This is a genomic window from Roseimarinus sediminis (assembly GCF_050433125.1).
GTDB lineage: Bacteria > Bacteroidota > Bacteroidia > Bacteroidales > Prolixibacteraceae > Roseimarinus > Roseimarinus sediminis.
This window is the reverse complement of record NZ_JBNPXV010000003.1, coordinates 257,216-271,339: the sequence shown is the minus strand read 5'-3', so window position 1 is coordinate 271,339 and position 14,124 is coordinate 257,216. Positions and strand designations below refer to the sequence as shown.

The 14,124-nt window shown below is 44.5% G+C and carries 11 protein-coding genes; 5 read left to right on the top strand and 6 right to left on the bottom strand.

Going from position 1 to position 14,124, the window contains the following annotated elements; genetic code table 11:
• Nucleotides 1-49: 49 nt before the first annotated feature.
• Nucleotides 50-424 (bottom strand): HYC_CC_PP family protein, encoded by a 375-nt coding sequence (locus FHS86_RS05770; protein ID WP_429412019.1) that lies wholly within the window; start codon nucleotides 422-424, stop codon nucleotides 50-52.
• Between the two features lie 269 nt (nucleotides 425-693).
• Here FHS86_RS05770 and FHS86_RS05765 point away from each other — a divergent pair, with 269 nt between their 5' ends.
• From FHS86_RS05765 to FHS86_RS05755, 3 genes are all read left to right on the top strand, one after another.
• On the top strand, nucleotides 694-1,650 hold the full coding sequence (locus tag FHS86_RS05765; RefSeq protein ID WP_429412018.1) for an AEC family transporter: 957 nt from the start codon (nucleotides 694-696) through the stop codon (nucleotides 1,648-1,650).
• 69 nt (nucleotides 1,651-1,719) lie between these two features.
• Complete coding sequence (locus FHS86_RS05760) at nucleotides 1,720-2,958, top strand: DEAD/DEAH box helicase (RefSeq protein ID WP_429412017.1); 1,239 nt, start codon at nucleotides 1,720-1,722, stop codon at nucleotides 2,956-2,958.
• A gap of 142 nt (nucleotides 2,959-3,100) precedes the next feature.
• Complete coding sequence (locus FHS86_RS05755; protein ID WP_429412016.1) at nucleotides 3,101-4,420, top strand: DEAD/DEAH box helicase; 1,320 nt, start codon at nucleotides 3,101-3,103, stop codon at nucleotides 4,418-4,420.
• 67 nt (nucleotides 4,421-4,487) lie between these two features.
• Here the strand turns inward: FHS86_RS05755 and FHS86_RS05750 are convergent, their stop codons facing one another.
• From FHS86_RS05750 to FHS86_RS05735, 4 genes are all read right to left on the bottom strand, one after another.
• A complete protein-coding gene (locus FHS86_RS05750; RefSeq protein WP_429412015.1) occupies nucleotides 4,488-5,060 on the bottom strand; it encodes a nucleotidyl transferase AbiEii/AbiGii toxin family protein in 573 nt (190 codons plus the stop codon).
• Between the two features lie 8 nt (nucleotides 5,061-5,068).
• Nucleotides 5,069-5,371 (bottom strand): DUF6922 domain-containing protein, encoded by a 303-nt coding sequence (locus tag FHS86_RS05745; protein WP_429412014.1) that lies wholly within the window; start codon nucleotides 5,369-5,371, stop codon nucleotides 5,069-5,071.
• A gap of 246 nt (nucleotides 5,372-5,617) precedes the next feature.
• Nucleotides 5,618-6,751, bottom strand: a complete 1,134-nt coding sequence (locus FHS86_RS05740; protein WP_429412013.1) for a cysteine desulfurase family protein — start codon at nucleotides 6,749-6,751, stop codon at nucleotides 5,618-5,620.
• The gene (locus tag FHS86_RS05735) at nucleotides 6,748-9,972 is read right to left on the bottom strand and encodes a PAS domain S-box protein (protein ID WP_429412012.1); all 3,225 of its coding nucleotides are present in this window, start codon (nucleotides 9,970-9,972) and stop codon (nucleotides 6,748-6,750) included. The genes FHS86_RS05740 and FHS86_RS05735 overlap by 4 nt, the downstream gene beginning before the upstream one ends.
• Before the next feature lie 303 nt (nucleotides 9,973-10,275).
• Here FHS86_RS05735 and FHS86_RS05730 point away from each other — a divergent pair, with 303 nt between their 5' ends.
• Nucleotides 10,276-10,662, top strand: coding sequence for an HU family DNA-binding protein (locus tag FHS86_RS05730; protein ID WP_429412011.1), 387 nt, complete (start codon nucleotides 10,276-10,278; stop codon nucleotides 10,660-10,662).
• A 283-nt stretch (nucleotides 10,663-10,945) separates the two neighbouring features.
• Here FHS86_RS05730 and dnaK read toward each other — a convergent pair whose 3' ends face one another.
• Complete coding sequence (gene dnaK, locus FHS86_RS05725) at nucleotides 10,946-12,862, bottom strand: molecular chaperone DnaK (RefSeq protein ID WP_429412010.1); 1,917 nt, start codon at nucleotides 12,860-12,862, stop codon at nucleotides 10,946-10,948.
• Between the two features lie 302 nt (nucleotides 12,863-13,164).
• Between dnaK and FHS86_RS05720 the strand changes: the two genes are divergently transcribed.
• Nucleotides 13,165-14,118 (top strand): calcium/sodium antiporter, encoded by a 954-nt coding sequence (locus FHS86_RS05720; RefSeq protein WP_429412009.1) that lies wholly within the window; start codon nucleotides 13,165-13,167, stop codon nucleotides 14,116-14,118.
• The last annotated feature ends 6 nt before the right edge of the window (nucleotides 14,119-14,124 follow it).

The window sequence follows — 14,124 nt, the reverse complement described above, 5'->3', positions numbered from 1 at the left end:
AATCTGGCATTGCTATAATATTTGCAATGCCACTACAATGAGAATGTATTCAAAGACGGTAGTTTTGAATAAATGCTAAAAAAGTTTTTATTTCGGCAGGTGGCGGAGCGGCCATCTGCAATATTTCTTTTACAGGGGCATCACTTAGCTGATTGTTTAGAAAAGCGATGATGACCGGCAAAAAAAGTTGATTGATTTCGCTAGCGGGAAGCTGTAGTTGTGTTTGGTTAACAGCATCTTCGTCAAGCTGGATGAGCACCGTGTTTGTTGTGCAGCAGTTCCCGTCGTCGCAGCAACTTTCTGCTTCACTGTTAATGGCTGTTTCTACCAACTGGTCATTGCAGAAATGTTGAGATATAACAAGGCCTGTTGACGATAGTAAGATCAACAGGGCGATGATGATATTTCCCATTTTCTGTAACATAATGATACAAAGTTAACAAATCCTATTTAAATACTAGGATGAATGCGTTGTTTTTTAACAATAATTATAACAGTGGTTCAGAGTTATTGTTTGTCCATGTAATTAGTCAGTAATAAAAAATGCACCCTTCCATCAGGAAAGATGCATGTGTTGTTATGGCATAACAAGTGAAAAATGAATTCCCGTTCGGTTCCATGGTTGTGATCATTCTTTATTCAAGCAGGGGAAGTTTGATTGGCATTTAGGCTAAACGTTTATCTTTGTCGACTATGATTGAAGTTTTTACCGAAGCTTTTGGCACCATGCTGGGTGCCGTTGGGCGTATTTTTATAATTATTGTGGGTGCCGGGTTATTGGTAAGGAAAGGGATTATTAGCGACGAACAGGTTAAAGCCCTGTCGAAAGTAACCGTGAATATTCTATTGCCTGCGATGCTGTTTTCGAAAATAAGTAGCAGTTTTCGTCCTGGAGAAATCGCTTACTGGTGGATGATTCCCCTGAGCAGCGCTACCATGATCTTCATTGGTATTGCCCTGGGTTATCTTTTTTATTTTAGAAAGGCACACGAAAAGCAATTTCTTTTCCCGCTGGCATCGATGCAGAATGCCATTTATCTGGTTTTACCCATTGGGATGTTCATGTATCCCGACGAATTTGATCGCTATACCCTTTACAATTTTCTTTACCTTATTGGTTTTATGCCCATTGTATGGAGTATTGGAAAGGTGCTGATTACAGGCAGCAGCTTTAAGACGGTTAAAGCCCGTGAGTTTGTAACCCCGCCATTGGTTTCGGCGCTGGCAACCCTGATGCTTGTTTTTCTGGGACTTCATCGCTTTGTTCCTTCCATGGTGATGGATGCAGTGGGCCTGGTGGGGGATGCTACCATTCCTGTATCAAACATTGTACTTGGAGCAACTCTGGGAAGCATTTCGTTAAAACAGTTTCCTAAATTGTCGGATTTGATTAAACTCTCGGTAATCAAATACATGCTTTTGCCTTTGATTGTGCTTGCAGTGATTTATCTGACCGGGTTGAAGCAGATCAATCCACTGTTGGCAAATATGTTAATGATTGAATCGGCAGCTGCACCTGCAACCGCGTTGATTTTACAGGTGAGGGCTTATGGCGGTGATCGGCAGACCATAGGAAGCATCATGCTCATCAGTTATGGCATTTGTTTGCTGGCCATTCCGTTTTGGGTGGCGGTGCTGCAGCTGGTATAGGCGGGAAAAATGAAACAGGGTATTTCATGCACAGAATAAAATGTACCTTTGCGGCTTAAAATTGAATCAATGAAGTTTGAAGCTTATTCCATTCATCCACGTATAAAGCAGAACCTTGAGGCTGCCGGATTTAAACGTCCTACTGATATTCAGTTCAAAACCATACCTCATGTTTTGAAAGGGGAGGATGTGCTGGCCATTGCCCAGACCGGTACTGGTAAAACAGCGGCTTTTGTTATTCCGGTGTTGCACTTGCTTGGTCTCACAAAAAAGAAGGTCGACGGCATACGTTGTGTTGTGATGGCTCCCACCCATGAGCTGGCCTTGCAGATCGATCAGGTTTTTAAGCAATTATCGACAGGTACAGGCATTAAAAGTCTGGCATTAATTGGGGGAGTGGATCAGGATCCACAAATTGAAAAGCTGCAAAAGGGAATCGACGTACTGGTAGCCACCCCGGGGCGTTTGTTCGACCTGGTTCATCAGCAACACCTTAATTTGCGAAACGCAGGCTTGTTGATTCTGGATGAAGCCGACCAGATGCTCGATCGCGGTTTTTATAAGGACATTACTGATTTGATTCGCTTCCTGCCTAAAAAGCGGCAAACATTGTATTTTTCGGCCACCATTAATCCGCAAATTAAAAAGCTGGCTTATTCCTTGGTGAACAATCCAATACGCATTCAGATTGCACCCGAGAATTTGGTATCAAAAAATATTACGCACTATGTGGCGCACATTGCCATGGATGACAAACGTTTCTTTCTTGAGCGTTTGATTGAGGAATATCCCGAAAGCAAGATTCTTGTTTTTGTTCGTACCAAGGTAAGGGCCGAAAGGGTGATGAAAGCAATGGCACGGGTAAACATTCATACGGTGAATATTCACAGCGGAAAAACACAGGAAGAGCGGAATACCTCGATGCAGTTGTTCAGAAGTGGCGAGGTAAAAGTCTTAATTGCTACCGATGTCAGTGCCCGTGGAATCGACATCCCCAATGTGGATGTGGTGGTTAATTACGACCTGCCCGACAAGGCTGAAAACTATGTACACCGCATTGGCCGTACCGGCAGAGGGATGCAAAAGGGATCTGCCTTTTCGTACTGTAGCGAAGAAGAGGAAGCCATGTTGGCTGAAATTGAAGAATACATCGGCAGGGAGATTGAAAAAGTTGAAATAGCAAAAGGCGACTACAAAGCAACTTTGTTGCTTGGCGGAAACGAAGAAAACGACTGGAAAGCCGTAATGAAAAAGGCAGCACTGGAAGAAGAACGTTACGAACAAAAGAAAAAGCGAAAAAAGAAATAGCTGATTTGAAACATGCTGTTGTCAGCTATTCAGTTACTTAAGCGCAAAAGATTTTTGGTGATGGCCCCGGTTTCGGGGCTGTTTTTTTAAAATGTTATAAATCAAAAGTTTTCACCTATCTTTGCGCCCTTATACAATTTACATGACATTTAAAGAATTAGCATTAATTGATCCCCTCTTAAAAGCCATCGAGCTACAAGGTTATACTCATCCAACGCCAATACAGGAACAGTCGATACCAATTTTGCTGAAAGGCAACGATTTGCTGGGATGTGCACAAACCGGAACAGGAAAAACAGCCGCATTTGCAATCCCTATATTGCAGCAGCTTTATCAGAAAATAGATCAACGAAAAGGAAAGCGCAGAATTAATGCGCTGGTAATCACTCCAACACGTGAGCTGGCCTTGCAAATTGGAGAGAGTTTTACCCATTATGGCCGTTATACCGGTCTTAGAAACACCGTGATTTTTGGCGGAGTAAAACAAAACAACCAGGTAATGGCCCTTAAAAGTGGTGTGGACGTATTGGTTGCCACTCCCGGACGCCTGCTCGACCTGATTAATCAGGGATTCATTCACCTGAACGATGTGGAGCATTTTGTGCTCGACGAAGCCGACCACATGCTCGATATGGGTTTTGTACACGATATACGGAAAGTGATTGCCAAATTGCCCATCGAACGTCAGTCGCTCTTTTTCTCGGCAACCATGCCGGCTGAAATTGTAGCCCTGTCACACAAAATACTGGGTGATCCTAAAAAGATTACCATCAATCCCGAACAAACAACAGCCGAAAAGGTAGGACAGTTGGCTTACTTTGTTACCAAACCCAATAAACCAAAGCTCCTTGTTCATTTACTGAAAGAGGAAAATTACGAAAGTGTGCTGGTCTTCTCGCGTACCAAACATGGTGCTGATAAAATAGCGCGGGTGCTTAAAAAAGCTGGTGTAACGGCCGATGCCATTCATGGCAATAAATCGCAGACACAAAGACAGAAAACACTGGGAAGTTTTAAGAAAGGGGAATTGAAGGTACTGGTAGCAACCGATATTGCAGCCCGGGGAATCGACGTATCCGGACTATCGTTGGTCATCAATTACGATTTGCCCAACGTTCCCGAAACCTATGTGCACCGTATCGGACGCACCGGGCGGGCCAATGCAGGCGGTGAGTCGGTCTCGTTTTGCGACCGCGAAGAGCGCACTTATCTGCGTGCCATTCAAAAGCTCATCGATCAGCAGATACCTGTAATTGAGAAGCATCCTTTTATGCATGAAGAGGAAGGTGATTCAAGGGAATCGGCTCCAAAAACGCGGGAAACTTCGAATCAGAGGAAAGCAAAACGTTCTAGTCAGTCGGGAGACCGACAGCGGGTTTTTGCAGCCAACGGAGAAAATACCAGAGGCGGGGCTTACAACCAGGGACGAAGAAGAAACCGACCTGCTCGTAAGCAGAATTGATGCTTGTTTGGGAAAAGGGTAAGGTATGATCAACTCCGTTTAGCCTGGTCGAAGTAATAAATACTGATCAGCTCAGATAATCGCGCACTACCTTACTAATGCCCTTTTTAATTTTTTCCCAGGTTTGACCTTTAAAACTAACAGGAGTTTCGCTGTTATCGGCATCTACAAAATAGGTAATTGCATGGGGTATGCTAATGGTCAGCATTTGGTTTGGATATTTTTGTTTGTGCCAATCGATGATCTGGTTTAAAGAGTATCGTTGTAAAAGTTCATAAAGATCCCAAAAGTCTTTTTTCTTACCGCGACCCAATATCGCTTGAATTTTCATTGCTGCGATATCAGCATCGCTGTACATTCTGATTTTTTGTTCGGTTTCAATTTGATAAATTGGCAGATGTGGATAGTAAACAATATCAACCTTCACTTCATCGATAAAGCAAAAAATACCAAACTGCGTATGTTGTTGTTTGTATGAGAAACGAGTTTCAAAATTTCGTTCCAGTACTTTAACAATTTTAGGAATATCAAATTTCTCGTGTAAAAATAAATCAATATCGATTGAACTACGGTGACCAAATCGCAGTGCGAGGGCAGTACCACCAACCAAAGAAAAAGATTGGAGTTCATCAATCCCCATCAGTTCTGTTAATACGGAAAAAGTTCCGGGTTCAATTGTCTCAGTGTGTAGCATCTGAATTCTTCAATAGGTTTATCTATTACTGCACTTGCAAAGTAAATGGTATGCAAAGGAAGAAATTTTGCATTCAGCAATGCCTCCGTTACTTTCTCATCGCCATAATACCTGCGGCACTGACGTATATCGTCTACATCGCCCCGTTCAAATACCCGTTCTATCACGAAATTGGCTTTGGTATCATAATCGAGTTGCTCAAAATCGACATCCCAAAAGATACGCTTATGAAATTTGGGTTTTTTTCGAGTTTCCATGTTGCGAAGTTAGTGATTTTGAACAAGACGGATCAATATAAAAAGCCAAAAAGCCAAAGCGGAATATGATTGGCATATCCATATTCGATCCCGTCGGCAGCAATATAGCTGTTGCGATCGATTTCGGTTTATTTGGGTACCTCGTCGATATAAAGTGATTCTCCGCCCGGTTTGACAAAGTTATCGGCAAGGTCAGTCAACAAATTCCCGGTAAAATAGATATTAAATTTGTCAATGTTAATACATTTATTTCTTTAATTGATTAACTGCCTTTGTAATGATTTCAATGGCCTTTATGATTTCCTCCTCAGTAGTTGGTTTCCCAAGCGAAATACGAACCGTGCTTGCAGCAGTCAACCTGTCGATATTCATGGCTGTCAACACTGGTGATATTTCAATTGAATCGGCATGACAGGCCGATCCGGTGGAGATACAGACTTCTTTTTCAATGATTGAAGCCAAGGTATGTGCTTCGATTTTTTCAAATGCTACGCTTAGGGTATTTGGCAAGCAACTCGACAGCTCGGCGTTTACTTTTACAGTGGTTCCCAATTTTTCCTGCAAGCCACGAAGGAGCTGGTCACGGAGCATTGAAAGGTGTGTGCTGTTGGCCGTAAGGTTTTGTTGTGCCAGTTCACAAGCTTTTCCCAGCCCAACAATGTAAGGCACATTTTCGGTTCCCGGACGGATGCCCTTTTCCTGACTTGCGCCATGAAATAAATTTTCAATTTTAACACCCTGCCTGATATACAAGGCGCCAATGCCTTTGGGCGCATACATTTTATGCCCGGCAATGGTGAGCAGGTCAACGCCTAGTTGCTGTACGTCCACTTCAATTTTGCCCGGCGATTGAGCCGCATCGGTGTGGAAAGCAATCCGGTTTTTCTTTGCAATGGTGGCAATTTCGCTGATGGCTTGAATGGTTCCCACCTCGTTATTGGCGTGCATGATGCTAATGAGTACCGTATCGGGGCGAATGGCCTTTTCAACATCGGCAGGATCAACCCGGCCCAAAGCATTAACCGGAAGGCAGGTAATTTCATAGCCCCGGGTGGCCAGGTGTTTGCATACTTCAAGCACCGCCGGATGTTCGACAGCCGAAGTAATAATGTGCTTTCCCTTCTCTTTATTGGCAAGTACAAAACCCTGAATGGCCAAATTGTTTGATTCGGTGGCACCACTTGTAAATACAATTTCTTCGGGCCTGGCATTGAGCAAACGCGCGACCTGCTTACGTGCTTTATAAATGGCATCCTTGCTGGTTCGGCCAATGGCATAAGCACTTGAAGGGTTACCATAACTCGTGTCGAACCAGGGCCGCATTTCGGCTACAACCTCCGGGGAAATGGGGGTTGTGGCATTGTAATCGAGATAAATCACTTTTCAGTATCTTTTCTTGTCTCCAGTGAAAAATAAAAGGTGCTTCCTTCATCCTGTTTGCTTTCAAACCAAACAGTACCTCCAAGTAAAGTGGCAAGTTCCTTAACAATACTTAGGCCAAGGCCGGTTCCGCCAATAGTACCCTTTTGAACGTTGCGCGCACGGTAAAAACGATCGAATACATGCTTTGCTTCTGTTTCAGGAATTCCAATTCCTGTGTCCTTTACAAAGAACAGAAGCTGGTTCTCATTTTCTTCGACTCCCATTGTAATACTTCCGTTAAAGGTGTATTTAAAGGCATTCGAAATGAGGTTACTTAACAGTTGTTTGAGTTTGTCGTAATCGGTGAAAACCGGAAGGCTTAGTTTGTTGGCAATGCTGGTCAGAAACTGGTTGCCGGTTTCTATTTCTTTTGTTCTGAAGAGTTGCCGCAGGTCGCTGAGTAAATCGTTGATTTCAAACTTTTCAGGATTGAACTTAAGCAGATTGGTCTGAAGTTTTGAATAAAGCATTACATCATCGATCAGGTGAACCAGGTATTCTGAGTTTTTAACAACAATGGCAGCATATTGGGCCAATTTTTTCCGGTCGTCTTCTTCAGGCAATAGACTCGAAAAGCCCATAATGGCATTCATGGGCGTTCGAATTTCATGACTCATGTTGGCCAGGAAGGCTGTTTTTAGCCGGTCGCTTTCTTCTGCCTTTTCCTTGGCAACAATAAGGTCGGAAATCAATTTCTCGCGCTCCGAAATGTTTCGCATAATGCCGATATTGCCAATCCATTGGTTGTTGTTGTCAAAAAGTTTGGCGCCAAAAGTCTCTCCCGGAAAGACGATACCGTGTTTATTTTTGTAATAGGTAATATACCAGTTCTCTTTACTTCCGGCTTCTTCATTAAAATAACTGTTTCCTGTTTCATTGTAATGTCCCTGGTCGGCATAGAGTATTTCGGTCGTCTTACCAATTAATTCATCGTTTTCGTAGCCAAAGGTCGATTTCATCCCCTGGTTGGCCAGAATGATTTCTCTTTTCGCATTCGTAATAACCACCCCGTCGGAGATGCTGTTGAACATGGTTTCAAACAGTTTCTTTTGTTCTGCTATTTCTTCTTTTGCCCGCACTCTTTGCGTAATGTCTGGTGCAATAATGAGTTTGATTTTCTTTCCTCCGTTTTCGCCCAGCGAAGTGGTGTAGAAATTCCATATGCGTTGCTCTCCCGACTGTGAGGTGATCTCAAATTCTTTGTTAAAGAGGGCCGTCTCATTGCCTTCGCTTCCAGGCATAAACTGTTCAAACTCCCGGGCATTGGGGCCTAAAGCCTTTAATGTCCAGTCTTTCAGCGTGGGCAGGTCTTTGAGTTCATAGCCTGAGAAATGGCTCCATCCTTCGCTGATATTCATTACTTTGCCATCTTCGTCGTGCACCATAATGGGGATGGGGGCCAGCAAAATGGCGTTTCGAAAACGTTGTTCACTTTCCTGCAATTCCTTTTCAGCAAGGGTTTGGCTGGTAACATCGACTACTGTTGATACCATGGTGTTTTGTTCGGGAAGCGGTATGTTGACAGCATTTACATAGCCTTGACTGCCATCACTTCGGGTAATCATAATGTTTTCCCAGTGCATTTTTTGCGGATCACCCGATTCGATTCCTTCCATGATCATTTTTATAACTTTCTCTCGATAATCCTGTTGGGGATAAACTTTTTCAAAAAAAGAAGGAATGTTTTTCAATTCAGATGCCTCCCAGCCATAAATCGCTTCAAATTTTCGGTTCATGTAGAAGGCATTTCCCGCATCGATTTCATTGAGGGCAATGCCAATGGGCAGCTGGTCGAGTACTGTTTGGATAAAGGTGTTTTTTTCCTTTAACTCAAGCTCTGATCGTTTTCGTTCAGTGATGTCGAACATCACGCCCCGCATTTTAACGGCCTTATTGTTCTGCATCTCGACCGACACCACATCGCGAAGCCAAAGGTAGCTGCCATCTTTTCGTTTGAAGCGATACTCCATTGAATGAGAAGTTCCAGGGGCCATGTTGGCCATAAAATGCTTAGCCATCGTTTCCCTTTCATCGGGATGAATATTTTCTTTCCAGAAATTCAAACTGGTCCATTCAGCAGGCGAATAGCCCAGCTTTTGAGTTGCCTGGGGGGCAACATAAATCCATTTGTCGTTTTCCGGGTCATACTCCCATGCAATGGAGTCGGTCGATTCGACCAACTCCCGGAACAGAGCTTCGCTTTTGGCGATTTGTTTTTGATAGGCTCTTTCCTCGCTCTGATTACGAAAAACCAAAACAACTCCGGTAATTTCTCCCTTTTCATTTTTAATGGGAGCACCGCTGTCGGCAATGGGTATTTCTTCGCCATGGTTGGAGATGAGCAAGGTATGATTGGCCAGACCAACAATCGAACCGCTGCTCATCACCTTCGAGAAGGGGCTTTCAACCGTTTGCCGATCGTTTTCATTGATGATTTTAAAGACCTGATCGAGGGGTTTTCCTTTGGCATCAGCAAAGCTCCAGCCTGTTAAGGTTTCGGCTACTGCATTCATTTGTGAGATGATGCCCCTGTGGTCGGTACAAATTACGGCATCGCCAATACTCATTAAGGTAGTGCGGTACAAGGTTTCAGACGCTCTGATTCGTTGTTCACTATGAATATAGCGGCCAATGAGCTGGATCAGTTTGGAGATAAAAGCATAAGTTAAGGGAAATACCAGCAGCACCGGCACGGCAATGGTTGGTATCACCCTGAGTGAATTGGCGGGAAGCAAAAGCTGACTGGCCAGCATCACCAGATGGGCCACAAAGCCAATAAGCCAGAAGCTGTAAATAGCAAGTTCGTCGATCTTTTTCTTGAGTGTTTGCCTGATGAGAAAACCACACAGGGTGCAGAAAACAATGGTGGCCAGGCCGGCCCATATACCAACTCCGCCCAAATAAGCACGATAGGCTCCTGCAATGATCACCGAAAAAACAGCACTGTATCCTCCACCCCAAAAACCAGCCAGCGTGAGGATGACTGAACGGCCATCGTAAATCATACCGGCACCATACTCATAGGGCATCATCATGGCAGCCACTGCGATAATTCCAAACAAACTTCCCTGAAGTAAATGGTAAAGGTGTTTGTTTACTGGTCGGTACCATTTGATTACACCATAAAAAACCGAAAGGGTGATGAGCACTGCGGCGTTCTGAACAAAGGCTACAAGCATTTTTTATTTGCAAGATACAAAAGAAAAGCAAAGCTTACATAAAGCTGGTAAAAATGTACATTTCGACTGCTTAAATTGCCCCTTCGTGAAATGGTGCTCATCTTTCGGGTCGCTTGTGTGCTGTAATTCAATACAATGTTTTAATTTCATGTTTGATTACAGGATGTGAATGTCGATGATATGGAATGTCGTTGGCGCATGTCGGTAACTTTGTGCTCATATTGAAAACCATCCCTTGTTTCGGGCCGGGCCCCAACGACTTTGCCCCTGCAGGAATATATAATAATTAAAACCCAAAAAACTATGAGTATCAAATTTAATGTAATTGAACGCGGCCAGCCGGGAGTGCCTGGTGGCGGAGAAAAAAAGTTTTACGCATCGCCCGTTATGAGCGGTGAGTTGACATTGTCAGGACTTACAAAGTCTATTGAAAAGATTTGTACCGTAAGTGGTGCTGACATTCGCGCAGTGGTTTATGCCATGGTCGATGTGATGAAAGATTCACTGGCCAATGGTAACATTGTGCGGATGGGTGAATTGGGAAGTTTACGTGTTAGTTTTTCAAGTGAAGGTAAAATTACCGCCGATGAGGTCAATGCAAACATCATTACCGGGGCAAAGGTGATCTTTACACCCGGAAAAGACCTTAAAACCATGCTTGAATTGCTGGAATATCAGAAGAGTGTGTAGTAATTTTTGCCATTTGTTCCGTGCATTATCAAGGCTCATTCGGCCTTCAGTTAGTTTCGAATGCCGGTGATTAAAACTGTTGGTGATGGACCTTAAAACCGATGCGCAGAGAATTATTTTTTATGCGCATCGGTTTACAATCCTATAAGCATAGGATTTTTTTTAATGCGCATCGGTTTTTATTTACTCAGGTAAAAAAAGAGAGGCTGTCAGTTTTGACAGCCTCTCTTAATTAATAAGGTTCCTGGTGTGGAATATATGATAGTGTGTGAATGCTCGCTGCTTACTTCACTTCTTCGAAGTCAACATCGGTTACTTCACCGTCGTCGCCTTTGCTTTTGCCGGCGTTTGGATCAGCCTGCGGCTCACCTTGTGGTGCACCCTGTCCTCCGGCCTGTTGCTGGGCATTGTACATTTCCTGCGATGCAGCCTGGAACACGTTGTTCAGCTCAGCCGACGCTTTGTCGATGGCATCGAGGTCCTGTTTTGCATGGGCATCTTTCAGGTTCTTGAGTGCTTCTTCAATGGGGCCTTTTTTGTCGGCCGGCAGTTTGTCGCCAAATTCTTTCAGCTGCTTCTCTGTCTGGAAGATCAGGGCATCGGCCTGGTTCAGTTTGTCGATGCGCTCTTTGGCTTTCTTGTCACTATCGGCATTGGCTTCGGCTTCTTCCTTCATGCGCTTGATTTCGGCATCACTCAATCCCGATGAAGCTTCAATACGAATGCTTTGCGACTTACCGGTGGCCTTGTCTTTGGCACTAACATGCAAAATACCGTTGGCATCGATGTCGAAAGTTACTTCGATTTGTGGTACACCGCGTGGTGCCGGCGGAATGCCGTCGAGGTGGAAGCGTCCGATGGTTTTATTGTCCCTGGCCATGGGGCGTTCTCCCTGCAATACGTGAATCTCAACCGATGGCTGGTTGTCGGCAGCTGTTGAGAAGGTTTCTGTCTTCTTGGTTGGAATGGTGGTATTCGATTCGATCAAACGGGTCATTACATTTCCCATGGTTTCGATACCCAGCGAAAGCGGAGTTACGTCGAGCAGCAATACATCTTTTACTTCGCCGGTAAGAACACCGCCCTGAATTGCAGCACCAACAGCAACTACCTCGTCGGGGTTAACACCTTTTGAAGGTGCTTTTCCAAAGAATTCCTTTACTTTTTCGACAACTGCAGGAATACGGGTCGATCCACCTACGAGAATTACTTCGTCGATGTCGCTGTTGCTCATGTTGGCATTTTTCATGGCACGACGACAAGGCTCAATGGTTGCCTGAATCAGTTTGTCGGCCAGTTGCTCAAATTTGGCCCGTGTCAGTGTCTTTACCAGGTGTTTGGGAATACCATTCACCGGCATAATGTAGGGAAGATTGATTTCGGTCGAAGTAGAGCTTGATAATTCGATTTTTGCCTTTTCAGCTGCTTCCTTCAAACGCTGGAGTGCCATGGGATCCTGACGCAGATCAATTCCTTCGTCACTCTTGAACTCATCGGCCAGCCAGTTGATGATGACATCATCGAAGTCGTCACCACCCAGGTGGGTGTCACCGTCGGTCGATTTTACTTCAAATACTCCGTCGCCCAGTTCGAGGATCGAAATATCGAAGGTACCCCCACCAAGGTCAAATACGGCAATCTTCATGTCGCGATCCATCTTGTCGAGACCATAAGCCAGCGATGCAGCTGTCGGTTCGTTGATGATACGGCGCACGGTGAGCCCGGCAATTTCACCGGCTTCTTTGGTGGCCTGACGCTGGGCATCGTTAAAGTAAGCAGGTACGGTAATTACGGCTTCGGTAACTTCTTGTCCAAGATAGTCTTCAGCAGTTTTCTTCATCTTCTGAAGCGTCATGGCCGAAATTTCCTGGGGTGAATACATGCGATCGTCGATTTTTACACGCGGAGTGTCGTTGTCGCCTTTTACTACTTCGTACGACACCCGTTTAACTTCTTTTGCCAGGTTCTGGTAGTTTTCACCCATGAACCTTTTAATAGAATAAATGGTTTTATGCGGGTTGGTGATGGCCTGACGTTTGGCAGGGTCACCCACTTTGCGTTCGCCATTTTCAACAAAAGCAACAATGGACGGGGTAGTGCGTTTACCTTCGCTGTTTGGAATAACAACGGGTTCATTTCCTTCCATTACAGAAACACACGAGTTGGTGGTTCCTAAATCAATTCCTATAATTTTTCCCATAATATCTGAATGTTTTTTTAATGTTTTCAATGATCAATGTGGGGCAAGTGATCAATCATTGTGCCATGACATGATTGGGATATTTTTATGAAATATTGGCACCGATGATCGAAAAACGACTTGCCTTGTGTCATACTTTTCTGATTTTTCTGCCATTTAGTCGGTTTTTTATTTCTTGTTTTTGCCATGCGCTATGTTTCGAATTGGCACAAAGGCTGGCTGCTTCGTGAAAATCGGTTCTATTCATTCAATTATTTCTCCAAAGGCACTATCTTTCACCCGGTAATTTTAAATACATCCATATGTTTCTGTCCATTCTTTTCATTTTATCAGGTTTTGTTTTGCTCATTAAAGGAGCCGGCTGGATGGTGAATGGTTCATCGGCCATGGCACGTCGTTATGGGATTTCCGATTTGGTGGTCGGACTCACCATTGTTGCTTTTGGAACATCGGCCCCCGAGCTGGTGGTGAACCTCTTTGCCGCCTCGGCCAATCATTCCGACATTGTTCTGGGTAACCTCATTGGCAGCAATAATTTCAACCTGTTTGTAATCCTTGGAGTGGTCGGACTCATTTCACCCTTTGTGGTACAAAGCAATACCGTTTGGAAGGAAGTACCGCTTTCGCTCCTGGCAGCCTTGTTGCTTTTGCTGCTGAGCGGCAGCCTGATCGACGGGACTCCCGGAACAATCAGTCGCTGGGACGGGCTCGTGCTTTTGCTCTTGTTCAGTGCCTTTTTGTATTACATTTACCGACAGCTGAAAACGGGAGGAAGCGAAAAGGAAGAAACAACACCAACAAGTCTGTCAAGGTATAAAATGTGGGGAATGATTATTGCCGGATTGGCAGGGCTGGTGCTGGGAGGTAAGCTGGTGGTCGATCATGCAGTGAAAATTGCCGGCTTGATCGGGGTGAGTGAGAAGGTCATCGGGCTCACCATTGTGGCTGCCGGTACTTCGTTGCCCGAACTGGTGACCTCGGTGGTGGCTGCCCTGAAGAAAAACAGCGACATCGCCATTGGAAATGTGGTGGGTTCGAACATCTTTAATCTGCTGTTGGTGCTTTCACTAAGTTCTTTTGTACGCCCCATCAGCTTTGATCCGAAGTTTAACACCGATTTGTTGCTGCTGGCCGGTGGAACGCTCTTTTTGTTTCTGGCCATGTTTACGGGGCAACGGAAAAAACTCGACCGCTGGGAAGCCGCTATTTTGCTGCTTGTTTTTATGGCTTACACTGTTTATCTGGTAATGGCCTAGCAATAG

Bases quoted from the DNA above. Each gene is read 5' to 3' on its own strand.
- FHS86_RS05770 (WP_429412019.1), bottom strand. From the start codon at position 424: ATGTTACAGAAAATGGGAAATATCATCATCGCCCTGTTGATCTTACTA.
- FHS86_RS05765 (WP_429412018.1), top strand. From the start codon at position 694: ATGATTGAAGTTTTTACCGAAGCTTTTGGCACCATGCTGGGTGCCGTT.
- FHS86_RS05760 (WP_429412017.1), top strand. From the start codon at position 1,720: ATGAAGTTTGAAGCTTATTCCATTCATCCACGTATAAAGCAGAACCTT.
- FHS86_RS05755 (WP_429412016.1), top strand. From the start codon at position 3,101: ATGACATTTAAAGAATTAGCATTAATTGATCCCCTCTTAAAAGCCATC.
- FHS86_RS05750 (WP_429412015.1), bottom strand. From the start codon at position 5,060: ATGGGGATTGATGAACTCCAATCTTTTTCTTTGGTTGGTGGTACTGCC.
- FHS86_RS05745 (WP_429412014.1), bottom strand. From the start codon at position 5,371: ATGGAAACTCGAAAAAAACCCAAATTTCATAAGCGTATCTTTTGGGAT.
- FHS86_RS05735 (WP_429412012.1), bottom strand. From the start codon at position 9,972: ATGCTTGTAGCCTTTGTTCAGAACGCCGCAGTGCTCATCACCCTTTCG.
- FHS86_RS05730 (WP_429412011.1), top strand. From the start codon at position 10,276: ATGAGTATCAAATTTAATGTAATTGAACGCGGCCAGCCGGGAGTGCCT.
- dnaK (WP_429412010.1), bottom strand. From the start codon at position 12,862: ATGGGAAAAATTATAGGAATTGATTTAGGAACCACCAACTCGTGTGTT.
- FHS86_RS05720 (WP_429412009.1), top strand. From the start codon at position 13,165: ATGTTTCTGTCCATTCTTTTCATTTTATCAGGTTTTGTTTTGCTCATT.